This window comes from Bradyrhizobium valentinum (genome assembly GCF_001440405.1).
Classification (GTDB): Bacteria; Pseudomonadota; Alphaproteobacteria; order Rhizobiales; family Xanthobacteraceae; genus Bradyrhizobium; species Bradyrhizobium valentinum.
Genome location: NZ_LLXX01000141.1, coordinates 37881 through 63278 on the forward strand (window position 1 = coordinate 37881; position 25398 = coordinate 63278).

Annotated in this window: 23 protein-coding genes; 17 read left to right on the forward strand and 6 right to left on the reverse strand. The window is 59.1% G+C overall.

The window, feature by feature from the left end; translation table 11 throughout:
* Nucleotides 1–192 precede the first annotated feature (192 nt).
* The gene (locus CP49_RS24220) at nucleotides 193–1110 is read left to right on the forward strand and encodes an AraC family transcriptional regulator (protein ID WP_063791752.1); all 918 of its coding nucleotides are present in this window, start codon (nucleotides 193–195) and stop codon (nucleotides 1108–1110) included.
* A gap of 237 nt (nucleotides 1111–1347) precedes the next feature.
* A complete protein-coding gene (locus tag CP49_RS24225) occupies nucleotides 1348–2298 on the forward strand; it encodes a hypothetical protein (protein WP_063791753.1) in 951 nt (316 codons plus the stop codon).
* A 45-nt stretch (nucleotides 2299–2343) separates the two neighbouring features.
* On the opposite strand, the gene CP49_RS45030 is transcribed toward CP49_RS24225, so the two are convergent.
* A complete protein-coding gene (locus tag CP49_RS45030; RefSeq protein WP_156438613.1) occupies nucleotides 2344–2604 on the reverse strand; it encodes a hypothetical protein in 261 nt (86 codons plus the stop codon).
* A 196-nt stretch (nucleotides 2605–2800) separates the two neighbouring features.
* Here CP49_RS45030 and tetH point away from each other — a divergent pair, with 196 nt between their 5' ends.
* The 3 genes from tetH (at nucleotide 2801) to CP49_RS24240 (ending at nucleotide 5186) form a co-directional block, all read left to right on the forward strand.
* Nucleotides 2801–3598 (forward strand): thiosulfate dehydrogenase, encoded by a 798-nt coding sequence (gene tetH, locus CP49_RS24230; RefSeq protein WP_057852690.1) that lies wholly within the window; start codon nucleotides 2801–2803, stop codon nucleotides 3596–3598.
* Between the two features lie 14 nt (nucleotides 3599–3612).
* Nucleotides 3613–4758, forward strand: coding sequence for a TQO small subunit DoxD (locus CP49_RS24235; RefSeq protein WP_082646198.1), 1146 nt, complete (start codon nucleotides 3613–3615; stop codon nucleotides 4756–4758).
* An 83-nt stretch (nucleotides 4759–4841) separates the two neighbouring features.
* The gene (locus CP49_RS24240; protein ID WP_057852750.1) at nucleotides 4842–5186 is read left to right on the forward strand and encodes a carboxymuconolactone decarboxylase family protein; all 345 of its coding nucleotides are present in this window, start codon (nucleotides 4842–4844) and stop codon (nucleotides 5184–5186) included.
* 126 nt (nucleotides 5187–5312) lie between these two features.
* Here CP49_RS24240 and CP49_RS42010 read toward each other — a convergent pair whose 3' ends face one another.
* The 4 genes from CP49_RS42010 to CP49_RS24265 all read right to left on the reverse strand — a co-directional run bounded on the left by CP49_RS42010 (nucleotide 5313) and on the right by CP49_RS24265 (nucleotide 11000).
* A complete protein-coding gene (locus CP49_RS42010) occupies nucleotides 5313–6683 on the reverse strand; it encodes a sensor histidine kinase (protein ID WP_063791754.1) in 1371 nt (456 codons plus the stop codon).
* A gap of 300 nt (nucleotides 6684–6983) precedes the next feature.
* Nucleotides 6984–7367: a response regulator transcription factor gene (locus CP49_RS24255; protein WP_156438622.1), complete on the reverse strand. Its 384-nt coding sequence runs from the start codon at nucleotides 7365–7367 to the stop codon at nucleotides 6984–6986.
* 250 nt (nucleotides 7368–7617) lie between these two features.
* A complete protein-coding gene (locus CP49_RS24260; RefSeq protein ID WP_057852694.1) occupies nucleotides 7618–8277 on the reverse strand; it encodes a response regulator transcription factor in 660 nt (219 codons plus the stop codon).
* Nucleotides 8274–11000 (reverse strand): PAS domain-containing protein, encoded by a 2727-nt coding sequence (locus CP49_RS24265; protein ID WP_057852695.1) that lies wholly within the window; start codon nucleotides 10998–11000, stop codon nucleotides 8274–8276. Before CP49_RS24265 ends, CP49_RS24260 begins: the two co-directional genes overlap by 4 nt.
* Before the next feature lie 1033 nt (nucleotides 11001–12033).
* Between CP49_RS24265 and CP49_RS43220 the strand changes: the two genes are divergently transcribed.
* The 5 genes from CP49_RS43220 (at nucleotide 12034) to hemA (ending at nucleotide 17473) form a co-directional block, all read left to right on the forward strand.
* A complete protein-coding gene (locus CP49_RS43220; protein WP_156438614.1) occupies nucleotides 12034–12432 on the forward strand; it encodes a hypothetical protein in 399 nt (132 codons plus the stop codon).
* Between the two features lie 596 nt (nucleotides 12433–13028).
* Nucleotides 13029–13688, forward strand: a complete 660-nt coding sequence (locus tag CP49_RS24275) for an HD domain-containing protein (RefSeq protein ID WP_057852697.1) — start codon at nucleotides 13029–13031, stop codon at nucleotides 13686–13688.
* Between the two features lie 108 nt (nucleotides 13689–13796).
* A complete protein-coding gene (locus tag CP49_RS24280; protein ID WP_057852698.1) occupies nucleotides 13797–15275 on the forward strand; it encodes a catalase in 1479 nt (492 codons plus the stop codon).
* Nucleotides 15276–15383: 108 nt separating this feature from the next.
* The gene (locus CP49_RS24285; RefSeq protein WP_057852699.1) at nucleotides 15384–16130 is read left to right on the forward strand and encodes an MIP/aquaporin family protein; all 747 of its coding nucleotides are present in this window, start codon (nucleotides 15384–15386) and stop codon (nucleotides 16128–16130) included.
* 80 nt (nucleotides 16131–16210) lie between these two features.
* Nucleotides 16211–17473, forward strand: coding sequence for a 5-aminolevulinate synthase (gene hemA, locus CP49_RS24290; protein ID WP_057852700.1), 1263 nt, complete (start codon nucleotides 16211–16213; stop codon nucleotides 17471–17473).
* Between the two features lie 173 nt (nucleotides 17474–17646).
* Here the strand turns inward: hemA and CP49_RS24295 are convergent, their stop codons facing one another.
* On the reverse strand, nucleotides 17647–17883 hold the full coding sequence (locus tag CP49_RS24295) for a hypothetical protein (protein WP_057852701.1): 237 nt from the start codon (nucleotides 17881–17883) through the stop codon (nucleotides 17647–17649).
* A gap of 272 nt (nucleotides 17884–18155) precedes the next feature.
* Between CP49_RS24295 and CP49_RS24305 the strand changes: the two genes are divergently transcribed.
* The 7 genes from CP49_RS24305 to CP49_RS24335 all read left to right on the forward strand — a co-directional run bounded on the left by CP49_RS24305 (nucleotide 18156) and on the right by CP49_RS24335 (nucleotide 25370).
* Nucleotides 18156–18539 (forward strand): YidH family protein, encoded by a 384-nt coding sequence (locus CP49_RS24305; protein ID WP_057852703.1) that lies wholly within the window; start codon nucleotides 18156–18158, stop codon nucleotides 18537–18539.
* Between the two features lie 39 nt (nucleotides 18540–18578).
* Nucleotides 18579–19676: a sulfite oxidase gene (locus tag CP49_RS24310; protein ID WP_057852704.1), complete on the forward strand. Its 1098-nt coding sequence runs from the start codon at nucleotides 18579–18581 to the stop codon at nucleotides 19674–19676.
* Nucleotides 19677–19875: 199 nt separating this feature from the next.
* On the forward strand, nucleotides 19876–20397 hold the full coding sequence (locus CP49_RS24315; protein ID WP_057852705.1) for a Dps family protein: 522 nt from the start codon (nucleotides 19876–19878) through the stop codon (nucleotides 20395–20397).
* 87 nt (nucleotides 20398–20484) lie between these two features.
* A complete protein-coding gene (locus CP49_RS24320; RefSeq protein WP_057852706.1) occupies nucleotides 20485–20718 on the forward strand; it encodes a hypothetical protein in 234 nt (77 codons plus the stop codon).
* An 11-nt stretch (nucleotides 20719–20729) separates the two neighbouring features.
* Complete coding sequence (locus tag CP49_RS24325; protein WP_057852707.1) at nucleotides 20730–23684, forward strand: formate dehydrogenase subunit alpha; 2955 nt, start codon at nucleotides 20730–20732, stop codon at nucleotides 23682–23684.
* Between the two features lie 12 nt (nucleotides 23685–23696).
* On the forward strand, nucleotides 23697–24293 hold the full coding sequence (gene fdh3B / locus CP49_RS24330) for a formate dehydrogenase FDH3 subunit beta (RefSeq protein WP_057852708.1): 597 nt from the start codon (nucleotides 23697–23699) through the stop codon (nucleotides 24291–24293).
* A gap of 57 nt (nucleotides 24294–24350) precedes the next feature.
* The gene (locus CP49_RS24335; protein WP_057852709.1) at nucleotides 24351–25370 is read left to right on the forward strand and encodes a formate dehydrogenase subunit gamma; all 1020 of its coding nucleotides are present in this window, start codon (nucleotides 24351–24353) and stop codon (nucleotides 25368–25370) included.
* The last annotated feature ends 28 nt before the right edge of the window (nucleotides 25371–25398 follow it).

Genomic DNA, 25398 nt, shown 5'->3' on the forward strand with positions numbered 1-25398 from the left:
GCAATTTAATGGTGCCGAGATTCCACCCGCATTAGTTTGGCCTTTGATTACAGTTCTCGCAAAGGCAGATAGCGTCTTTGGTCGCGAGCACCAATGATGGTTAGTGACAAATGACCCCACCATCGCTTTCATGCCCTTGTCACAGGGACGCTGACCAAAAGGGGAGCCGTTGCACTTGTCAGGAGAACACCAATGAGTGACATCGGCATCAGTATTTCGGGTTATTGTCGTCCGTCTTCTCCATCAATCGTTGAAATTACGCCACCCGATATCGCTCGCCGGCGACTAGCGAACTGGGGGGCAATACAAGCGGACGCGGTAAAGGTTACCCGACGCGAAACCTTCGAGTACCGTTTTCAGGCGCGAAGACATCTGCTGATCGCTTACGAGCGCGCAGAACGACATGATGGTGAGACGCTTATCGAGGGTTTGCCCAAATCGACTTTGCGCGAGTTCAATGGCAAGCTCAGCTTCGTGCCTGCCGGCCATTGCTTCTACGGATGGCAGATCCCGCGAGTACTCACGCGCGTCACATACTTCTATATTGATGTGCAGGATCCGTTGTTTGATCCGGAAACTGGCATCACTTGTCCCCTGATCAGTCCGCGACTGTTCTTCTTCGATCAAGCCGTCTGGAACACGGCGCTCAAACTCAAGGCCGAGGTCGGGAGTTGCGATCCGGGAAGCCGCCAGTATGCAGAGGCCCTGAGTCTAGTACTGATCCACGAACTCATCCGATTGGAACGAACCACTTCCGTTGCGACGAGGCCGATTCGCGGCGGCTTGCCAGTGTGGCAGCAGAAGCGGCTGGTGGAATTCATCGAGGAGCATCTAGCGGAGGACGTTTCGCTGCTCACTCTCGCAGAACTCGTCGATCTAAGCGTCTATCACTTTGCGCGGGCCTTCAAACAATCCTTCGGCGTGCCGCCGCATCGCTACCATATGGACCGCCGGATGGATCGCGCCAGGAGCCTGCTGCAGAGGCCGGCGCTCTCGGTGACACAGATCGGAATCCAGATTGGCTTTCGCGAAACGAGCTCATTCACGAGAGCATTTCGTAAAATCACCGGACTTACGCCGACCGAATATCGGGGTCACCGAGAGGCTTAAGCTCACAATGCGGGAACCAAACCAAATCTTTGCCGGCAAGGAAGGCAGCTGCTTCGCCCTTAGCACCCTCCCCGCTATCCTTCTGGATTGACCGTTGCGGCTCATGGATCAAGATGGGCAACTGCCTTTTCCGGTTCTGAATTGACAATGCCCGCAAGCAGGCACTGGATGGGTAACGGTCGAAGGGTGCCGCATCTCTGGACAGTTAGTAGAGTAGTTGGACGGTAGGAGGGCGCGATGGCTCGCACTGCTCGGCATACAGCAATAACCGGCTTTCTGCTTCTGCTCGCGACATGTTCGGAAGGGTCGGCGGCCTACGTCGGAGACCGCTTCTTCCCCTCAACATTGGCGACCACTGTTCCCACCCCGGCGGACTTCTACAATCCCCCATATTTTGTGCGGCTGCCTGACACCGCCACCGCGCCGACCACGCACGAAATCGATATTCCCACGACCTACAGCAGACTTGTTACCAGGGACTTGTCGGTGTTCTTCACCGAGACGTTTCGTATCCTGGAGGATTCGAACAGGGGCACACGCTCGGGCTTCGACAATCTCGTGATCGGCACCCAGTATCAGCTTTATGCCAACCCCGAGCACCAATTCGTTTTTACTGTGGGTGGCACGGCGGCGATCGGCGGCACCGGAGCGCCCGGGATCGCCTCGTCGTTCTCCACGCTGACGCCGACCGTCTACATCGGCAAGGGCTTCGGCGATCTACCTGATTCGGTGGCGTGGTTGCGGCCGCTGACGATCAGCGCCACGGCCGCTGTCGCTATGCCGACCGACCCTGTCAGCCTTACCGCGACGGCGCTGCCCTCCGGCGCGACCACGCTCACCGAGACGATCAACCCGAAGATCCTGCAGCTGGGCTTGGCGCTCGAGTACAGCCTGGTCACCAACCATTATACCGGCGCCAACCGTACCGGGACCCGCTACCCGGAGGGATGGGTTCCGCTGGTTGAATTCACAACGTCGACGCCACTCAACGGGCCAAACGCGGGGAAGACAACCGGCACTGTCAATCCGGGCGTCATCTGGGTTAGCCGCTATCTCCAGGTCGGGGTAGAGGCAATCATCCCGATGAAAGCCCAATCCGGCCGGGACGTGGGTGTGCGCGCACAGGCTCACCTGTATCTGCCCGCGATCTTTCCCGATTTTTACGGCAAGCCAATCTTCGGGAAGTAAGTACGAGCCGCGCACGCGATTCGCTAGATCGGCGAGCCCGTGCCGTCAATCGTTTGACTTCGGTCCGCCATGATAACGGTACGCATCGAGCCCGGTCGACTGTGTTGCATGGCCTAAGACCATACCGCTCCCGTTCCGCCGGGAATCGCCATCGGTGTACGGATTGCCCGGTCCCAGATTTTGACAATTGGCGTCAGGGTAGAACTGCGCGCAATAGCCGGGGTCTTCGATAACAGCCTGCGACAGGACAGGAGTTGCGAAAGCTGCGGCGGCAACAGCGGCGGCGCCGATCAATGCTAACTTCATCTTGGTCTCCTTTGGAGCGTGTGAGGTGGTGCAAGGCTACATCGGAGTGCGATTGCAGTTCCGCCAGTAAACTCCATTTGAGGAAGACGCGCGTCGGAGCGGACGTTCGCGCGTTGATCTCATTCAAATAATTTAATGGCCCCGAGTTGGCCCGCTATCTATCTGCCTGAAGAGAACAGGCAGGAGTTAGACGTCCGTGAAGGTCATCACTGGAAGAAGAGGCATACTGAAAACATTCGCTTTGAGCCTGGCTACAGGCGCGGTCAGCCTTGCATCGGCCGCGGCCAAGCCTGTAACAGCGACCATCGAATCCGCGTTGACACCGTCCGCTGCAACACATCTTGACGCGTTAAAGAAGCGTCTCGCGCAGGCACCTCGCCGCCGCGACTTCAAGACGGTGCCGATGATCCTGAACAGCCAAGAGCAATGGGATCACGAAGCATTGACGGAAGTGCTGTCCTACGGTCCTGCGCCAAGGCAGGCATGGGATAATACTGACATCGCGGGCCCCTGGCTGAACCTGATGCGCAACGCGCTCAATTCGCAGATATGGTCGTTCAAGCATCCTGACTTCCTCACTGTCTCGGTTACGCATGGTACGGCGAATCTTGCGCTCTATGATCAGGCCACGTGGGACAAGTATCAGCTTACACAACTCGCTGGCGAGGAATTCCCGACCAATACGTCCATCGTCGAGCGGAAAGCGGCGGCTGCCAATCCGGCGAACTATGAGGATCCGGCGGGCCCGTTCTCCGGCGGCGATAACTCGATCCCGGCCCTGATGCGGCGCGGCGTTGTCTTCTTGTCTTGCCACAATGCAATTTGGGAACAGGCTGCGGCCCTTATCAAAGTCGATATCAATCCCGACAAGCTCTCTCATGCCGCGCTGGCGGCGGAATTGACCAACCATCTGGTGGATGGCGTGGTTCTGATCCCTGGTGCCGCCGGCACGCTGCCCGAGTTGCAGCAGGTCGGCTTTCACTACGCTAAATAGCCCCAGGTTAGGCCATGACATCCTTACTTCGCCGTATTGGTTTCGCATCGGTTGCCGTCGTCCAGGTCAAAGACGGTACGGCTGCCGCCTCCCATCCAGCCGCTGCCCTGCGCGGCAGGACAGACGCGCTGCGCAGCGCTGCACTCGCTCTGCTTTCGATCCGCTTCATTCAAGGATTCATTTATTGGGGCGGCGGCTCGCGCCGCTTCATCTACGCGCCCGCCAAACTCGATCCGAACGCCGCGAGTTGGATGGCCAACAAACTCCAATCGGCGATGCCGGGCGCCTTGCTCGGAACGGATCAGCTCATTGCCTTTCTGCTACATCATTTCTATCTTCTGTATACCTCACTCATCCTGTTCAGCGCAGCCGAGCTGATCACGGGACTGCTCCTGATCACCGGCTTGTTCACCCGGGCCGCGGGTTTGGTCTCAATCGGCCTTTCCGTGATGCTGATGCTGATGTTCGGATGGCAGGGTGCAACCTGCATAGACGAATGGACAATGGCGGCCTGCAATTCGGCGATCGGTGCCACCCTGATGCTTGGCGGCAGCGGCGCCTTCTCGCTCGACAACGCGCTGCTGGCACGCAGGCCTGCGCTCGCCTGCCGGGCGTGGTTTCGGTGGCTGTCTGGAGCCTTACCGCTCCCGATGCGAAGGGAGTCTTTCCAGCGAATCGCAGTCGCGGCGTTTGCTGCTACTGTCATTCTCAATGTTGCCACCTACGATTACTTTCGCGGCTCGGTGGTCACGGCGTTTCATAGTGGACCGGTTAGTCCGAGCAAGCATCATCTTAGTCTAGCGGACGGTGTCCTGCTCCCGAACGGCGCCGTGCGCTTTCATGCCTATCTCGATGGCGGCACGCCGGCAGCGCCTTCCAATGTGATGACTGCAGTCTTGAAGTCCAATGATGGCGCCGTGCTTGAGCAATGGGACGGCAGCGCGTTAAATCACCTGCCGGCTTCGGCGATCGCCAACGACTTCGCCTACAATCGCTTTGCACCGGGTCCGTTCGGGCTGCGCGCGCAAGTGGGTGCCATGGCGACGATCACGCTACCCACTGCGGGCGCCTCGGACATAGGCCGCCTCTCTAACGCCGCGACGTTGCAGCTGCGCACCGTCAACGGCAATACATTCAACGTCGCGATCAGAACGGAATAAGGCGAAGGAAAGTGGGGCATGTCGCCCTCGCACTTTTGGAAGAGCCACTTATCCAAGCCGAAATCAGGAGCAGTCACATGGCCATGCTTGAATGGAACACCTATCGCCAGCAGCTCAAAGTCCGGATTGGCGAAATTGCCAAGCTTAGCCCCGACACGATCAAGGGCCATCAAGCGCTGACCGCCGCTGGCCAGAACACAAACCTGCTCGGGCCGAAGACCCGTGAACTGATCTCACTCGCGGTCGCCGTTACCGTCCGGTGCGACGGTTGTATCGCCGTGCACGCCGAAGCTGCGGCGCGTCACGGCGCCGCGCGGGAAGAGATCGCTGAGGCGCTCGGTGTTGCGACCGCCGTCAACGCCGGTGCCGCCCTCGTCTACTCCACCCGCGTGTTGGACGCCTATGAGCAGGTAACCGCTGCGCCATGATCCTCCGCGGTCATTGCCCCGTACGCATTCTGGAAGCCGCAAAGCTTCGCGCGCATGCTGCAGTTTGCTTTGACCGCCGGATGAGCGCCGGAACCGGCCACGTCCGTCGGAGCCAGCTCCCGTTGTTTACGACGGCGTCGACGCATACGGACATGCAATCTCAACCACACACCCAGACCCTGGAAGGATGGTAAACCGAAAGCCGTGCAACTTTACAATTGCTGCTACCAGGTTAAGGCCGAGACCCAGGCCTGATGTGTGTCTTACTTTATCCGACCGGTAGAAACGCCTTAGCACCGCGTCGCGCTCGTGTTCGCTGATGCCGAGACCGTTATCCCTCACGCGCACGATATTCTCGCCTTTGCCGCGAAACAATTCGATCTCAACCTGCCCACCGGCGGGCGTATACTTTATGGCGTTGTCGATGAGATTGGCCACCGCCTCGATCAGCAAGTCCCGGTCACCATGGACGCTTAGTTCATCAGCTGACCGGATCAGAAGGGCGATACCTTTGTCTTCCGCTATCGGCTCGTACATGTCGACCACTTCGCGTGTGATATCCGCCAGCGCGACCTTGCCAAAGCCGGCCGATCGCTGACTTTTCTCGATTTCCGCAAGCCGCAGAATGGCGGTAATGATCGAAAGCGACTGATCTAGTGAGCTTATCGTTTTGTCTGCGGCAATCTGCAGCTGCTCCAGCGTGCTGGCGTTCGCGCGACCGCGCTCGAGCGTCAATAGTGCACGCGTGAGCGGCGTGCGCAGGTCATGCGCGATATCGTTGCCGAGGCCTGCTAGGGCGTGGATGAGAGTTTCCATCTCGTCGAGCATGCCATTGACTATCATGGCAAGTTTGGAGAAGGGGTCGTCGGTGTTCCGATGCGGGATTCGTTCACGCAGGTTGCCGGCGACAATGCGCTGTACCCGCTCGTTGATTTCAACGATTCGCCTGCGGGCGCGAGCGTACAACACTACGCCGACCGCGAAGCAAAGAAGTACCGACGAAAGCAGACCAAGTGCGACCGCCCCTTCAACGACGTGCGCGATCTCCGTGACATCATCGACGTTTCGTCCGATCAAAAGCAGGTCACCGTTCGGCAACCTTCGCGCGATCAGGCGGACAGCCTGTTTTTTCCGGCCACTTTCGTCTCCCCGGTCGACCGCAGCGTCCTGTACCGCGTTGTCGGTTTTAAGATTTGGCGGCAGGTCTTCCAGATTGCCCGCAATCCTGCTGCCATTTGGTCCAAACAATCCCGCGAGCCTAAGGCGGCCCGGATCCTGCTTCAGATAGTCGTCGATCGCGTCGAGCCTACGATCGGGCGACAAGCCCGCAAAGAAGCCGCTTTGCGAGGCGATCACACGGTCGGAACGCATCGTCAGGTCATCGCTTATTTTCAAATAGACGAAGCCAAGCAATGCAACGATAAAGGCCGCAAAAGCCGCGGCCACCAGTACCGTCCACCGTAGCGTGGTCGAGCGCATGAACTCAGGCAATTGCATAGAATGCTTACCCGTGAGATCCAGTTTTCTGCCGGCTCTCGGACGCGCTTGGGAGGCTTGGCACAAAGGGGCAATGACCTCGTCAATATCATAACCCTTTGGCGCGTTCGCTCTCGCCTGCCCGACCGCAGCTCTGGTCTAACTGCTTAGTCCGATCAAGGCGAACGGCTCGATCCTACGGTGGTTGTTTGGAAAGTCGTGTTGGTTTGGGTCCCCCTATACCTTTGTTTGCTATCAGGACACGCCCGCTGACGTCGAAAAGGCCAGAGGAAGCGTCGTACTCGGGCAGGGCTCAGGATCTCATTTTCCCGCGTCGCCTCGACGTTCGCTCAGGGCAATCTCGATGCATTTGATCAAGACGGATCCCGCGAAGGGCTTGGCCAGGAAGGAAATAGCTCCGGCCTTCAGCGCTTGCGTGCGGACGTTCTCTTCGGGAAAAGCCGTGATAAAGATAAATGGCGCATCGTAACCTTGGCCGCGCATGTGCATCAGAAGGTCCAAGCCGCTCATAGCCGGCATCTGGACGTCCGCAATGACACAAGACGATTCGTCCAGGCAACTCGACTGCAAGAACTCCTCAGCCGACGCAAATGTATGGACCCGGTATCCATGCGAAGTTAGAAGATTGTCGGTCGCGACGCGGACGGAAGCGTCGTCATCAACGACCGAGATTACCGAAAGCATGGACAAGGCAGAACTTCCTGAGGTAGGACCAAGGCGAACGCTCGCATTAGCACCGCCCCTGCCAATATGGACGGTCAAATAGGTTTGGGAAGTCATACTTAGGTCTGTACGCCAACGACTTGTTGCGCAAGCTTTGCCGCACTGGCGCGGACCGTTACCGGCTCAGCACCTGTGCGAAGGTCGTCTAGGGGCAAATTCACTACGGATACGCCCGCTTCTGCCAGTCCCTTCGCCTAGTGCCCAAAACGGCCTAGGGCTTGATGCGACCAACCCCGAGCGTTTGGGCCTTTCTCAGCAGATCGGCCAGTGACCTCGCTCCCATCTTCTTCATAATGCGTCCCCGATGGATCTTAACGGTAATCTCGGCCAGTCCGAGTTCGGCTGCTATCTGTTTGTTCAGGCGTCCGGACGCTACCCAAGCCAGAACCTCCCGCTCGCGGGGAGTCAGGGTCTCAAGAAGTGCTTGCAAATCCGCGACGATCTTGTCGGCCTCGCGCCGTTTCCGATCCCGTTCGATCGCCGTCACCACCGCGTCCAGCATGTCTTGGTCGCGAAACGGCTTGGTCAGGAAATCGACCGCTCCGCCCTTCATGGCCCGGACCGACATCGGGATATCGCCATGGCCCGTCATAAAGATGATTGGAATGTGGATGTTCGCCTTGGCCAGTTCGGTTTGAAAGTCCAATCCGCTCAGGCCGGGCAACCTAATGTCAAGCACCAGGCAGCTGGCGACGTCCGGAAGCTTGCTGTCCAGCATTTCGGGCGCCGAAGCGAAAACCTCAACCTTCAAGCCTATTGATTCAAAAAGATTGGTCAGCGCCCTGCGCATCGATTCGTCGTCGTCGACAACAAGGACGATCGATTCCTTGGCGCTCGCGGATCCATACGATGATTTTGGACGCTCGGTCACAACGCATCCTCCTGATGCAAGGGCAGGACGAATTGAAATGTCGCACCTGGCCCCTCGTTGCGACAGATTGACAGCCGTCCTCCGTGAGCTTCTACGATCGAACGGCAGATCGAAAGGCCCATACCCAGCCCGCTGGACTTAGTGGTGAAAAAGGCATTGAAAAGTTGGTTTGCATTCTCAGCGGAGATTCCGACGCCGCAATCCGTCACACTTACGAGCACTCGACCTGTCTCGTCCTGGCCTGATCGGATCACAAGTTCGCGCGGCCGATCCATGACCGGCTCCATTGCTTCAATGCCATTCATCACCAGGTTGATAATTACCTGCTGAAGCTGGACCCGATCGCCAAGGACCATGGGTAGACTCGGCGCCAACTCCTTGCGCAATGATACGCTGTGGCTGCTTAACTTACGCTGCACCAGCGCGATTACCTCCTGAATGACGTGATTGACATTAAGGAGCGCTTTCTCCATCTCGGATTTTTTCGCGAGCGCCCGCACTCGGCGAATCACCTCGCTTGCCCGAATACCGTCCTCGATGACCCATTCTGCCGAACGGCGCGCCTTGGCCAAGTCGGGAGTTTTGTTGTCCAGCCAGCGCAGACAGGCTTCGGCGTTAGCGATGACGGCGGCGAGCGGCTGGTTCACTTCATGGGCGATGGACGCCGTCAGTTCGCCCAGCGCGGTCACGCGGGTTACATGTGCGAGTTCCGCCTGCGCGTTGCGCAGCGCCTCTTCGGCGTGATCTGCGCGGATCGTCGCCGTAATATCCGTACCGGTTCCCCGATAGCCCAGGAAGTTGCCGCTTGCGTCAAAAAATGGCTTACCGCTCGACCGGACATAGACGGGAGATCCATTTGCGCTTACGGCGCGATACACGAAATCGCGAAATGGCTGATGTGCGTCGTGCACCGCCCGATGCAGCCGCCATTTTTCGGGCTCCGATTCGACATCAGTTGCGACATCCCAGCGAGCCAAACCAGTTATGCGTGAAGGCACGATGCCGACAGCATTGTAGTGCTCCGATATACGCGTGACCCTGTGGTCAGGTCCGGTTTCCCAGAGCCAGTCGGAGGCCGTTTCGGCATAATCGCGAAAACGCTGCTCGCTCTCGCGAAGCGCAACTTCAGTCTGCTTGAGGTCTTCGATATCGGTAGCCGACCCATACCATTTGACAATGTTGCCTGCCTCGTCGTGCATCGGCTCGGCTTCGAACAGAAACCAGCGATACTCGCCATCGAAACGCCGGAGCCGAGCTTCAAGCCCACCTCGCGTCCCGGTCTCCCGTATTGCACTCCACTTCTGCAACATGCCCTTCTTGTCGTCAGGGTGAAAAGCGCGAGGCCAGCCAGTTTCAGCTTGGTCCAATGACAGGCCGGTATAGTAGAGAGCCGGTTCATTAAGAAAGTCGGGGATCCCTTCGGGTCCGGCGCGCCAGACCAGCGTCGGTATTGTATCGATGACCAGCCGAAGGCGATCTTCCGACTTCTTGATTTCGTCAAATGCCCTTTGCAATTTCTCCTGTGCTTCGTATTGCTCGGTGACATCCAGGTGTGTGCCGATCATTTCGATCACTTCGCCGTCGCTATTGACGACAGGATGTCCCACGGAATGTACATGCTTTATCGATCCGTCAGGAAGAACTATCCGAAAATCAACTTCGAAGTCCGCCTTCTCTCGGATCGCCCGGGACAATGCTTCGACATTGCGGACCCTGTCGTCGGGGTGGATACGATCCCGGAAGGTCTGCAGCGGCACAGCGCCCTTCTCCGGATCGAAACCAAAAATGTAGTACACTCCGGTCGAGCGATACACGAACTCTCGACGGCGCACATCCCACGCCCAACTGCTTGTGTGACTTAAGCGCTGGGATTCGGCCAGATAGGTTTCACTCCGTCGCAGCTTCCGCTCCGCTTCCTTTGCATCCGTCACATCCGTTACCGCCCCAACAAACCTGACGCTCCCCGACGCATCTCTCTCGGCACGAGCTACGGCATGGACGTATTTCACCGAGCCATCAGGCATCGCCAGCCGAAATTCAAGGTCGAAATCGCTTCCCTTGCTCGACGCCTGCTGGAGGATGTCTTGCACCGCAGCACGATCGTCCGGATGGGTGCGTTGGATAATGAATTCCACGGTCGGTATAGTCGTCCGATCGCATTGGAAGATTCGAAACGTTTCGTCGGACCAGACGATTTTTCCGGTCAAGACATTCCATCCAAAGCTTCCGGTACGGCTCAATCTTTGTGCCTCGGTCAAATACATTTCGCTGCGCCGCAGCGCGGCTTCAACTCGCTTTTGCCCCTCGATCGCTGTTTGCAAGTCAGCGCCGGAATGCCGGAGTGCCTCTGTCGCATTCTTCTGCGCTGAAATAGCGAATGCAACGAAAAGAGATGTAATAGAAAACAGGATCAGACGCGGCACCTCTGAGATGCCCACAACCAGTAGATTGTGCTTCCAAGTAAATGAATTGCTGGGGGGCACCAGGTAATAATGAAAGGCCAAAAGGGCGAGTGTGATCGCCAACACGGCCGGACCGAACCCGCCGAACCACGCAGCGAGGATAACAGCGCAAAGCATCAACGATGCGATGGGCTCAGCGTGCAGAGAACGTGTTATAAGTTCCACGGCCACTATCGCAACGACGACCGACAAGACCGCGATAGGGTAGGAAGCAATCCTATGCGGCTTTTTCCACGCTTGACGGAGATCAGATTCAATCATCTCCTTGCTTATCCTGAAGGTGAGGAGACTGCTAACGGCCGCCGAATTGCCGAAGCCGAAAGTCGTCCCATGAACTGCGATCGACCGGGCGGAACCCGTCCAAGCAGCTCGATGCGAAGCCAAGAGAACACAAAAGCCCCCTGTGCGAGCGCATTAGAGCACTTTGGAGCACAATCAGCAATTTGTTCCAGCCGCCAACGGCGGCCACAAACGGGGTCCGAGGGCCAGTCGCCATTGATCGCGGCGGCATCTGTTTACGGGGACCATTTCCGGCGACGCGATTGCGGCTAGATCCTGGCCTTAGGCATCATCAGCATCCCGCTTCGCAGCTTACGTCCGGGAAAATTGAGCAAGGCGACCATTGCAAACGACAGTATGACCCGCTCGATCCCTTTCGATATCGGATGCTTACCTGCGTACGATTGAGCGATCGGTCTCAACCCTCCTAGTCTCTGCTAATCGCAAGAGCCGATTGCAGGTGACAAAATGTCCACGATCCCGGCCAAAACGATTGAGCGCAGCCGCAATAAGTCATTTGGGCGGAATCGAGTCCGTGCTCCGCCGGCAAATTACCCTTGTGACGGCGAAGCGGTCTGCAGCTTTAGCTTGGGAGACGGCACATGAGGGTCAAGCTCTGCACGCGTTGTCCCTATACGCCGCGAGATTTGGCAGGCCACTACGATCCCGAGGGCGAGCTTTACGCTTGCGCGAAGTGTGACGGCGGACAAGAGGTGAGCACCAACCACTACCCACGCAAGACCGGGAGGAGGCAAGAATGCGCAACAGCCCTCAATATCCTTGGAACGTCGCACCCAAGCGTTGCGCTGTCTGCGACGGAAGGTTTGGTCTCATCCGCCACTACTCCTGGCGAACCGCCCTCTGCTCAAAGAAATGCGTTAACCGCTTCAAGGCCCGTCAAGAGGGCGACCACAGGTGGTTACGTGGACTTCATTCCGCAGCCTGGCAACGGGCGCAATGAACGCCATGCACCAATGTCTCGACGTTCAGAATTTCGGAGCGAGGAGGTTGCACAATGATTCATTTATGCAAACTCGTCTTCTGGGGCTGCATCTGTTGCCTGCTGGCGATGGAGGTCAAAGCGCAGAATGGACAAAGCCAGGCCGGAATTCATCGCCATCCACCGCAGGATCAGCCCCTGCACGAGAAGTTCTATTCGAAATGGCAAATGCCCGATAATCCTTTGGTTAGCTGTTGCAATGAGGCGGACTGCTATCCGACTGAAATCAAGTACGTTGACGGCAAGATCTACGCAAAGCGCAGAGAAGACGGAAAGTACATTTCCGTGCCACCTGAAAAGGTCGAGCGGAACAGGGACAATCCCGATGGCAGAAACCATCTCTGCGCCCCGCCGCCCAATTTCTCCCATTCATCCGACACCGTGTTCTGCTTCGCATTAGGAGGCGCGACATGAGATTCGTATTGGTAATTGGCAGGACGCCCTGCCAGCAATCCGTCTGCGTGCTGTGCGGCGAGCCAATCGGGACAAGTTATCTCCGAGAAGTCGGAACGCAGCTCACCTATTGCGATCATGATTGCTACGCCGATCACTGCGCAAGCGCTGCCCTGCTTTTAGAATCGGCCTTGGGCCCAGAACCTTCGGATGCCGCCAAAGCACTGGGCCGCGGCCGCTGAATGACTTCCGCCATCTGCGGATTAACGCAATTCCGGTGTCATCACAGCAATATTGGCAAAGTCATTGCGAAGCGGACGCATACATTCTCATTGCAACGCGGTTAAACGCAACTCCGTCAACAGCTGACGCTCCGAAAGCAAAGAGTCACGCCGCTGCGGGGCAGTCGGGTACCGGGATTTCGACGACGCGCAACACAGGAGCAATCCGTGGCCAAACGCCCGACACTCACCACCGGAGCAACCCAATGAACGACAACTCCAAACGACCGCCCTGGTCCATGCATCGGGTATGCCCGTCACCGACAACCCCAACGTTCAGACTGCCGGTCCGCGGTTGTTAATGTGCTCTCAAGATCAATCGGCAGGCGACGTGCAATGAATACCGATCTTACCATCAATACCGATCTCGCCGGGACCACAATCCCCGACAGCAAGCTCGCGCGCGAAATAACGGAGCTGGTGCGGGATACCGAATCGCCACTGCTCTTTCACCATTCGAGCCGCGTCTACTACTGGGGCGCGCTGGCCGGCAAGCGTCGCCGGCTCAAATTTGATCCCGAACTGCTTTATGCAGGGGCGATGTTCCACGACATGGGATTGACCCATCAACACAGCAGCCAAATCGAGCGATTCGAAGTCGACAGCGCGAATGCCGCGCGTGATTTCCTCCGAAGCCACCTCATCGCGCAACAGGATATCGAAACCGTCTGGACCGCAATCGCCTTGCATACGACGCCCGGCATCCCGCAGCACATGCACCCGGTCGTCGCGCTAGTGACGGCGGGCGTCGAAATGGACGTCCTTGGGCTGGCTTACTCACAATACAGCGATGCGGAGCGCGAGGCGGTGGTGCATGCACACCCGCGTCCGCCGCATTTCAAGGAGGATATCATCCAGGCCTTCTATGACGGCAACAAACACAAGCCGGCGACGACCTTCGGCAACGTCAATGCCGACGTGCTCGCAGACAAGGATCCGCGCTTCACCCGCGTCAATTTCTGCAGCGTGATCCGAGGATCCGCCTGGCGGGGGTAAGCCCGGAAAACCTCAAGTCGAGAAGCACGGCACTGAAGCCGCCATCGGCCGAACAGCAGGGCCGATGCAGGCACCCGCGACCTAATCCAACACAATGGAGGACTGATCATGTCTAGCGAGCAAGGCAACACGAACAAGTTTACCAACGCGACTGGAGCCCCGGTTGCTGACAACACCAACATCATGACCGCAGGTCGGCGCGGCCCGGCGCTGCTGCAGGATATCTGGCTTATCGAGAAGCTGGCGCATTTCGACCGCGAGGTGATCCCGGAGCGGCGCATGCACGCCAAGGGCTGGGGCGCCCACGGGACCTTCACGGTCACGCACGACATCACTCGCTACACCAAGGCCAAGGTTTTCTCGAAGATCGGCAAGCAGACGCCGATGTTCGCGCGCATATCGACCGTCGCCGGTGAGCGCGGCGCCGCCGATGCGGAACGCGACATCCGCGGCACCGCCCTCAAGTTCTATACCGAGGAGGGCAACTGGGACATCGTCGGCAACAACACGCCGGTGTTCTTCTTCCGCGATCCGTTGCGGTTCCCGGACCTCAACCATGCCATCAAGCGCGACCCGCGCACCGGGCTGCGCAGCGCGGATAACAACTGGGATTTCTGGTCGCTGCTGCCGGAGGCGTTGCACCAGGTCACGATCGTCATGTCCGATCGAGGCATTCCGAAGAGCTTCCGCCACATGCACCTGTTCGGCAGCCATACCTTCGCGATGATCAATGCCGCCAATGAGCGCGTCTGGGTCAAGTTTCATTTCCGCTCGCAGCAGGGCATCCAGAACCTCACCGACGCCGAGGCCGCAGCTCTCGTCGCCGCGGATCGCGAAAGCCATGGCCGCGACTTGCTCAATGCGATCGAGGCGGGCGACTTCCCGCGCTGGACGCTTTTCATTCAGGTGATGACCGAAGCTCAGGCGAAAACCCACAGGCACAATCCCTTCGACGTGACCAAGGTGTGGCCGAAAGCGGAGTATCCGCTGATCGAGGTCGGCGTAATGGAGCTCAATCGATACCCTGATAACTTTTTCGCTGAAGTGGAGCAGGCCGCGTTCTCGCCCGCCAACATCGTGCCCGGCATCGGCTTTTCGCCCGACAAAATGCTCCAGGGGCGGCTGTTCTCCTACGGTGATGCGCAGCGCTACCGGCTCGGCATTAACTTCAACCACATTCCGGTCAACGCGCCCCAATGCCCGTTCCAAAGCTACCATCGCGATGGAAAGATGCGCACCGACGGCAATCTGGGCGGAACGCTCACCTACAATCCCAACAGCGCGGGGCTCTGGGACAACCAGCCGGATTTTTCCGAGCCGCCGCTCGCGCTGGAAGGGGGCGCAGCGCACTGGGACCACCGCGTCGACGACGATCATTGGGAGCAGCCGGGAAATCTGTTCCGGAAGATGACGCCGGCCCAGCAGCAGGTGCTCTTTGAGAACACGGCGCGGGCGATGGGCGATGCGAAACTGCACATCAAGGAGCGGCACGTCGCAAACTGTGCCAAGGCCGATCTGGCCTACGGCGCAGGCGTCGCGAAGGCGCTGGGCATCAATTTCAGACCGCAGACGATCGCCGCGGAGTAGGCCCGCCGGCCGGCGCGCTCACGCGCGCTGCCGGCCATTCCCAACTAACAACGCTCCCTGGCGAAGCCTGATCGCCCCAAAGCGGAAATCTCATCTCTGGAGAGAACGATGTCCAACCGGATCGCACCAAAGCTCCTGGCGGAGTTCATCGGTACCTTTGCATTCGTATTCATCGGCGCCGGCGCCGCAGCCGTGGTCGGCGACGGTGTCGGCCTGCCCGGTATCGCCGCGATTGCCTTCGCCCACGGCTTCGCCATCATGGTCTTCGCCTTCGCCTACGGCCCCGTTTCGGGCGGGCACATGAACCCCGCCGTAACCATCGGCGTGGCCGCCGCCGGCGCGATGGGCGTCGGCGAGGCGATTGGCTACATCGTCAGCCAACTCGCTGGCGGCGTCGCCGGGGCGCTCTTGTTGTCGGCCGTACTGGGCGGCGCCGAGACCGGCCTCGGCCTGCCTGCACTTGCGCACAACCTCCCACTAGGCGCCACGTCCCTCACAATTACGCCCGCTGCCGGTTTCGTGATCGAGGCGGTGCTCGCGTTTTTCTTGGTGACGGTCGTACTCAGCACTGCGGTTGCGGGCCGCGCCGGCAACCTCGCGCCGCTTGCGATCGGGATGACGCTCACTCTCAACATCATCATGGGTGGGGCCCTCACCGGTGCCGCGTTCAATCCGGCCCGGGCTCTCGGCCCGATGGTCGCGGCTGCCAATTTCCACAATGCCTGGCTGTACCTGACAGCGCCGATCGTTGGCGCCATCATCGCTGCCATTCTGCACACGGCCCTTGCCCGGCTCGCCCAAGATCGGATGCCAGCGCCCGCGCCGGGCAGCGCCGCCGCGACGCCCGCCGAATGAATCCCATTCCCTCGCCGCACGCAACGTAGCAGCCGAGCACGCAGCGTAGCAGACGACTTACCAACAAGGAAATCTCTGGAATGTTCGACTATAACGGGAGCTTTCAATTTGCCATTGCTGCTCTGAAACGTGAGCGCCGCTATCGCGTGTTCGCCAACCTGGAGCGCAAGGTGGGACAGTTTCCCCACGCCCTTTGGAACAGCCCGAGCGGCAAACGGGACGTCGTTGTCTGGTGCTCGAATGATTATCTCGGCATGGGCCAACACCCCGAGGTGATCGAAGCGATGTGTTCCGCCGCGCGCACGATGGGCGCGGGTGCAGGCGGAACGCGCAACATCTCGGGTACGAATCGGGCGCTGGTAGAGCTGGAGGCCGAGCTCGCGGACCTGCATGGCAAGCAGGCGGCGCTCGTCTTCACGTCGGGCTACGTGTCTAACCATACGGGTATCGCGACGATCGCCAGGCTCCTTCCGGATTGCCTGATCCTGTCCGATGCACTCAACCATAATTCCATGATCGAAGGCGTGCGTGCCGCCGACTGTGCCAAGCAGATCTGGCGCCATAACGATACTCAGCACCTGGAGGAGTTGCTATCGCGCGCAGCGCCCGGCCGCCCGAAGCTGATCGTGTTCGAGAGCGTCTATTCGATGGATGGCGACGTCGCTCCACTCGAAGCGATCTGCGACCTTGCGGAGCGCTATAACGCTATGACCTATCTCGACGAGGTCCACGCTGTTGGCATGTACGGGCCGCGCGGCGCTGGCATCGCCGAACGGGACGGAGTGATGGAGCGTATCGACGTCATAGAGGGAACGCTTGCCAAGGCCTTCGGCGCACTTGGCGGTTATATCGCCGGCACGAGCGATGTAGTGGACGCCGTCCGATCCCATGCTCCCGGATTTATCTTTACGACGGCCCTGCCTCCCGCGGTAGCGGCGGCTGCGACAGCCTCGATCGCCCATCTCAAGGCATCGGGTGCAGAGCGCGCGGGCCAGCGCGACGCGGTGGCGGCAACCAAGGCGGCGCTACGGCAAGCCGGCCTGCCGGTGCTGGCGACGGAGACGCACATCGTTCCGGTCATGGTCGGGGATCCCGACCTGTGTAAACAGGCGAGCGACCTCCTGCTTGACCGGCACGGCATCTACATCCAGCCGATCAATTATCCGACGGTTCCCCGCGGCACCGAGCGATTGCGGATTACCCCCACCCCGGCACATGACGCGCGGCTGATCGGACGGTTGGCTGACGCCCTGATTGCGGTATGGCAGGAGCTCGATCTTCCGCTCGGAAGAGACCACCGACCTGTCCAACAGCGTGCACAGACGGTCGCGGCCGGCGGCTAGTCAGTCTCGCTGTTTACTCCACCAATTGCATTTTGGTGAGCAGTGCGCCGTCCCTGCTCGATTCCGAATTGCCGGAATGACCGCGGCGAAACTCCCGAAGCAGTTTCGCCTTTGTAAGATGGTCGCCTTCCAAGGAAGGCTGCTTAGGTTCTCATGCAATGCGGGAACGTTTCTTAGTTGTACCCGCTGGTGCCGGGCGACGAGCCGCCGAACTGGGAGTTGCCGGTGCCGCTCAACGTCGTCGGACCGTCTGGATTGCCGTTCGGGTTGCCGTAGTTCGGATGCAGCTGGACCGTGCCGACAGCATCGCGGTCGGTCCTCGCGAGCGGCTTGTGATGAACTGTGTTTGCAAAGGCGACGGTGCCTGAAAGCGCGAGCGCAAAGGCCAACGCGATTGCGGGGAGTTTCATGGTTGTGTCCTTTCGTGTAGATCGTTGCCCCCTTCTTCACGCAGATAAGAGACAATCTCGATCATCCCATTAAATTCCTCTTCAGGCGCGATAGACAAGCCGCTCGCATGCGAACTCACGCGGAGCCGGCAGGCCCTGATCATCTTGCTGGCTTCCGCGTGCCAGGCTTGCTTTGACATAAAACGCGGTTTGACGCGCCGAGCAGAATGAATCCCTTTTTAATGGATTTGGCTGGCGCCGCGCTTCATTATTGTAAAGAGACGAGAGATGCAATGATCGCGAACTACACCGACCACGCAGCGAACGAGCGAACCTTTCTTGCCTGGATACGGACCGGCTTGGCCGTGACAGCGTTTGGATTCTTTCTCGTCAAGCTGAACCTCCTCGTTGCGGTGGCGGGCGGCGGGAGCTCATCTCATCTTCCGGTGGAAAGCGGCGAGCCGTTGGTCGCGGCCGCGGCGCACTATGCTGGCCTGGCGTTGGTGGTGACTGGAATCGCCATTATCGCACGAAGCGGCACTGGGTTTGAGCGCACGCGCCGCGCAATCGATCGCGATGAGGTCATACACATCCCGCGGACCCGGGCGGAATCGCTACTTTCGGCGGCTGTGACCGTCGCCGTGGTGATTTTCTGCATCTATCTCGCGAAGCTTTGACGTTTCGCGACGCGCAATCCATAGGAGAACGCCGTGGACATGAGAAACGACAATTGGTCCTGCACAGGCGTGCGCCCCGCTGGGCTGATCATTCGACAAAAAGACCCGAACAATCTCGAAATGCCGTTCGATCAGCTTGGCGAATTCATCACGCCAACCGAGTTGTTCTACATACGCAGCCATTTTCCCACGCCAGAGCTGGATCCTGTCGCCTATCGACTGTCGATAGGCGGTGCGGTGGGCAAGGCGCTAAGACTGAGCTACGCCGAGATCCGCGCCATGCCATCGCGGACTCGCGTCGCTACGCTGGAATGCGCCGGCAATGGCCGGGTTTTCCTGGTGCCGCCGGTGCCGGGCGCACAATGGGAACTCGGTGCGGTCGGCAATGCAGAATGGACTGGTGTTCCGCTCTCCTTGCTTTTAGAGCGCGCCGGACTCGCGGACGATGTCTGCGAAATAGTGCTTGAAGGAGCTGATCGCGGCATGCCCAAGGAAGAGCCAAAGCCGCCGGGGCCGATCTCATATGCCCGCAGTATCCCGAGGGCGCGGGCGATGGAGTCCGATGTGCTGATCGCCTACCAGATGAACGGGCGAGATCTGACGCCCGATCATGGCTATCCACTGCGCGCCATAGTGCCCGGGCATTACGGCATGGCGTCGGTGAAGTGGCTGACCAATGTCGTTGCAACTACACAGCCCTTCCAGGGTTACTGGCAGACTTCCGACTATGGCTATTGGGACGATTCCGCGGGAGTACCGGTTCGCCGGCCACTCGCGGAGATGAAACTGAAGTCCCAGATCGCACGCCCCCGTGTGTACGAGACCCTCGAACCCAATCGCTCCTACTGCATTTTCGGTGCTGCCTGGGCGGGAGATACCGATGTCACCGAGATTTCGATAAGCGATGATGGAGGCGCGTCATGGGTTCAAGGCGAGTTCCTCGACCCGATAAACCGGCACGCATGGCGCCGCTGGAAGTACGACTGGATCACTCCGACACAGCCGGGCCGCTATACACTGTTGGCGCGCGCCACCGGAGCAGACCAACGCACCCAGCCGGACGGTCATGATCCGAATTTCGGCAGCTATGTGATTGATCACCCGTTGCCGATTGAGGTTTTTGTGGCCGCGCTTTGAATCGCGGTGCCGCCTTACAAATCCCCCTTATGAGGCAATTGCGCGATAGTCCACGCCTTGAATGCGTTCGCCACGGCGCCTATCGGGCGAAGATCATCATAAATCCTTTTTTAATCGAATTCCTGCGCCGGCGAGTTCATCTTCGTCGTGATCAGCTGCGCCAACCAGACGCGTGGCTATCTTAGAAGGAGATGACCAGATGAACGTGCATGATGCCAAAGCGTTGCAGATTGCCTCGCTTGAAACGCCAACAGACCTTGGACCAGATGCAGTCCGGGACATATCAGGCGCGCTCAATATTTTTCTAGCGGACATGTTCGCGCTGTATGTGAAAACGAAGAACTTTCATTGGCATATGTCAGGGCCGCATTTCCGCGATTATCATCTTCTGCTCGACGAGCAGGCCCAGCAAATCTTCGCCACCACCGACGCAGCCGCCGAGCGTGTCCGCAAGATCGGCGGAACGACACTGCGTTCGATCGGCCAACTTGGCCGGTTGCAACGTTTTCGGGATAACGAGGCCGATTTCGTTACGCCCCTGGACATGCTCACCGAGCTGCGTAGCGACAACAAACAGCTGGTGGCCAACTTGCGCGAGACACATGATCTTTGCGAAATGCTTGGCGATGTGGCGAGCGCAAGTTTGCTGGAAAACTGGATTGATGAGGCCGAGCGGCGCACTTGGTTTCTGTTCGAGGCCACCCATAGCAGCACTTCTTGAGAATGATTTCAGTGGCATCGTCGCTGGAACGTAGGAGCGGATGCTCCCCAACTTGAAGGCGCGCTCCTATCACGACGCGTGCTAACCATGACGCTGCTGACCCAGGATTTCTTGATGAGCGAGCACAAAGCAACCATCGGGCGACGTCAGCTACTTCGCACCGGGATAATCGGCTTTATCGCAACAGCCACCAGCACCCTGGGAAGCCGCGGCGTCGCCGCTGACACGGAAGCCAAGGACGACAAACGCAGGGCTCGCTTTCAGGTCAACGCGGCGGAGGTTCAAACCTTTTATCGGGTCAACCGCTACCCGAAGCATTGAGGGGATTTCCCATGCTGATCAAGCGCTCAGAGCGTCAAGTGCGCCGAGGCAAAGTTGCCACAGATTTGGCCAAGCAATCGGGTGACAACCTTGATCGTCGCTCCTTCCTGCGCCGCTCAGGTCTCGCCGCTGGAAGCCTAGCTGCGCTCGGCAGCTTACCACTTGCCGGCATACGGCAAGTGGAGGCAGGTCCGCCGCCGCCGCCCGGCGCAACCGTCACCACACGGAAGAATTTCTGCACCCATTGCTCAGTGGGTTGCTCGGTCATCGCGGAAGTCGCAAACGGCGTGTGGATCGGCCAGGAGCCGGACTATGACAGCCCCATCAATCGTGGCTCACATTGCTGCAAGGGCGCGGCAGTCCGCGACGACGTGTTGAGCGACCGCCGGTTGCGCTACCCGCAAAAGCTGGTGGACGGCCAATGGAAGCGGCTCTCCTGGGATCAGGCCATCGATGAGATCGGCGACAAGCTTCTGGAAATCCGTCAAAAATCGGGTCCGGATTCGGTCTACTGGCTTGGTTCGGCCAAGTTCACCAACGAAGCGGCTTACCTCAACCGCAAGCTCGCCGCGTTCTGGGGAACGAACAATTCCGATCATCAGGCGCGCATCTGTCACTCCACCACAGTCACCGGAGTCGCCAATACCTGGGGCTACGGTGCGATGACCAACAGCTACAACGATATCCGTAACTCCAAGACCATTCTGCTGATGGGCGGTAACCCCGCCGAGGCGCATCCGGTTTCGTTGCAGCACATTCTTGAGGGCAAGGAACTCAACCGCGCGAATTTCATCGTCGTCGACCCGCGGATGACCCGAACTGCGGCGCATGCGACCGAATATGTCCGAGTGCGGCCCGGAGTTCACATCCCCACCATCTATGGAATGCTCTGGCACATCTTCGAGAACGGCTGGGAGGACAAGCAATTCATCCAGCAGCGCGTCTATGGGATCGAGGACATTCGCAAGGAAGTCGCGAAATGGACGCCTGATGAAGTTGAGCGAGTCACTGGCTTGCCTGAAGCCCAGGTCAAGCATATCGCAAAAGTTTTCTCCCACGAGAAGCCTGCAACGCTCATCTGGGCGATGGGACAGACGCAATTCTCCACGGGTACTGCAAATGTCCGGGCGAGTTGCATCCTGCTGCTCGCCACCGGCAATGTGGGTCATGCCGGCGGAGGAGCCAACATTTTCCGCGGCCACACCAATGTGCAAGGTGCCACTGATCTCGGCCTCGATGTGACGACGCTGCCGCTCTATTACGGTCTTTCCGAAGAGGCGTGGCAGCATTGGTGCCGGGTGTGGGAGATCGACATCGACTGGATGCGCTCGCGCTTCGCTGACAAGACCCTGATGGAAAGCCCGGGCATCCCCAGCACGCGCTGGTTTGATGCCACGTTGCTGCCGAGGGATCAGGTCAGCCAGCCGGATACGGTGCAGGCCATGTTCATCATGGGGCATGGCGTCAATACCATCACCCGCATGCCCGAAGCCAAGCGAGGGATCGAGAAACTCGAGTTGCTGGTCGTCTGCGATCCCTATCCCACCGCATGGTCGGTGCTCTCGGAGCGCAAGGACGGGATCTATCTTCTGCCGGCCTGCACGAGTTTCGAGATGGATGGCTCGCGCACCGCATCGAACCGCTCTCTGCAGTGGGGTGAGAAAATCGTGGATCCCGTCTTCGAATCCAAGAACGACTACGACACGATGTACATGCTCGCCCACAAATTCGGTTTCGCCGACAAGATGTTCAAGAATATCAAGGTGGAGAACGGCTCCGTATCGGCCGAGGACATTCTGCGCGAGATCAATCGTGGCGGGTGGTCGACCGGATACTGCGGCCAGTCGCCCGAGCGCCTCAAGGCGCACATGAAGAATCAGTCAAAATTCGATCTGGTCACCTTGCGGGCACCTAAAGACGATCCCGAGGTCGGCGGCGACTATTACGGGCTGCCGTGGCCATGCTGGGGAACGCCGGAAATCAGGCACCCCGGATCATCGATCCTCTACAACACCAATCTGCCGGTCAAGGAAGGTGGCGGGACCTTCCGCGCCCGTTTCGGCGTTGAGCGCGTGGTCAAGCGCAAGGTCATGGAGAACGGGCGGGAGGTCGAAAAAGAAGAGCATGACAATCTGCTCTCGGAAGGCTCCTACTCCGTCGGCTCGGAAATCAAGGATGGCTATCCTGAGTTCACGCTCGGTGTCCTCAAGTGGCTCGGCTGGGACAAGGACCTCACCGCCTCGGAGATGAAAATCATCCGGAAGGTGAACGAGGGCAATCCCGATACTGTTTCATGGTCGCTGGATCTTTCCGGGGGTATCCAGCGCGTGGCCATCGAGCATGGTTGCAGCCCCTATGGCAATGGCAAGGCGCGCATGGTTGCCTGGAACCTGCCGGATCCGATCCCGGTGCATCGCGAAGTCATTTACACCTCGCGGCCCGATCTTGTCGGCAAATATCCGACCCTTCCGGATGCCCGACAGTTTCGCGTGCCCAATATCGGTTTCACCGTCCAAAAGTCCGCTGTCGACAGGGCCATCGTCAAGCAATTCCCGCTCATTCTCAGTTCCGGCCGGCTCGTCGAATATGAAGGCGGCGGCGAGGAGACACGCTCTAACAAGTGGCTCGCCGAATTGAAGCAGGACATGTACGTCGAGATCAATCCGGCGGACGCCGCCGAGCGCGGCATCAAGGACGGCGGCTGGGTCTGGGTCACCGGAGCCGAGAGCAACTCCAGGACGCGGGTAAAGGCGTTTGTGACCGAGCGTGTCGGCAAGGGCGTCGCCTGGATGCCCTACCACTTTGCCGGCTGGTACGAAGGCGCCGATCTGCGCAGCAAGTATCCGAAGGGAAGTGACCCGATCGTGCTTGGCGAGAGCGTCAACACGCTAACGACCTATGGCTACGATGCCGCCACCGGAATGCAGGAACCCAAGGCAGCGCTTTGTCAGATTCAAGCGGCATGAGGAAGATTGATCATGGCTCGCGTCAAATTTCTTTGTGATGCCGACCGTTGCATCGAGTGCAACGCCTGCGTGACAGCCTGCAAGAACGAACATGAAGTGCCGTGGGGCATCAATCGCCGCCGCGTCGTCACCATCAATGACGGCAAGCCCGGCGAACGCTCGGTCTCAATGGCCTGCATGCATTGCACGGATGCGCCGTGCGCCGCGGTTTGCCCGGTGTCGTGCTTCTACACCACGGCCGACGGCGTCGTGCTGCACTCCAAGGATCTGTGCATCGGCTGCGGCTACTGCTTCTACGCCTGTCCGTTCGGTGCGCCGCAATATCCGAAAGTCGGCAACTTCGGTTCGCGCGGCAAGATGGACAAATGCACCTATTGCGCAGGCGGACCGGAAGACGATTCCTCGCCGGCCGAATACGCCAAATATGGCGCCAACCGCCTGGCCGAAGGCAAGCTGCCGATCTGCGCCGAGATGTGCTCGACCAAGTCGCTGCTCGCCGGCGACGGCGCGATCATCGCCGAGATCTACAAGGAGCGGGTGATGAAGCGCGGTTACGGTTCGGGCGCATGGGGTTGGACCACCGCCTATCACGAAGGCATCGCTGTCTGATTGACGATTGGTAGCGCTGCCGCAGGACCGGCATTCGCGAACCACGGGAGAATGATTATGAGGACGTATCTTTCCCACATTCGTTCCATCATCTTCACGTTGGCAATTCTGACCGCGATGGCGGCGATGCCGGTGCTCGCACAGCAACTCGGCCCGGACGGAGCGCCTAATCCAACCGCGAGCGTCGTGCCCGAGCATAAACTGCTTCAGCAATCGCCCCGCATCGAGGGACGGATCGATATTCCAAGCGAAAGGGCTCGCGTCCTCATGCAGCCCGCCGGGCGGCAATGGGATCATTTCCATGAAATCACATTGCACTGGCTCGGCGCGACCGTGATCGTTGGCATGATCGCCGCCCTGGCTGCCGCCTATTTGATCATAGGGCGTTTACGGATTTCGAACGGGCGTTCCGGGCGGAAAGTACTACGCTTTAGCTCCTTCGAGCGCTTCTCACATTGGCTGACCGCCGCGTCGTTCGTGGTCCTCGGCTTGACCGGTTTGAACATCACGTTCGGCAAGATCGTGCTGCTCCCAATAATCGGGCCTGAAGCGTTTAGCAGCATGTCAGAAGCTGCCAAGTACGTGCACAATTACGTCAGCGCCGCCTTCGTCATCGGTCTCGCGCTTATCGTAGCGCTTTGGATAAAGGACAACCTCCCGCGAAACGTCGACATCGACTGGGTCAAGCAGGGCGGCGGCTTCATCAGATCGAAACATGCGCCGTCGGGGCGTTTCAATGCCGGAGAAAAGCTCGTGTTTTGGTTTGCGCTTGGCGCTGGAGCGGCGGTCATTATTTCCGGTTGTCTACTGATTTTCCCGTTCTATGTGACTGATATCGCAGGGATGCAGATCGCACAGGTCGTGCATGCCGTGATCGCCGTTCTGTTCATTGCGGTTATCATCGCGCACATCTACATCGGCACGCTCGGTATGGAGGGCGCCTTCGAGGCGATGGCCACCGGCGAGGTCGATCTCAACTGGGCGAAGGAGCATCATGACCTCTGGCTCGAAGAGCAACTGGCCAAGGAGCGTCTCGCTGCTCGATCCGGACAATCATCAGCAGTTCCGGCGGAATGAGCCTGCCGCTGACGATCCTCCTCTGTGC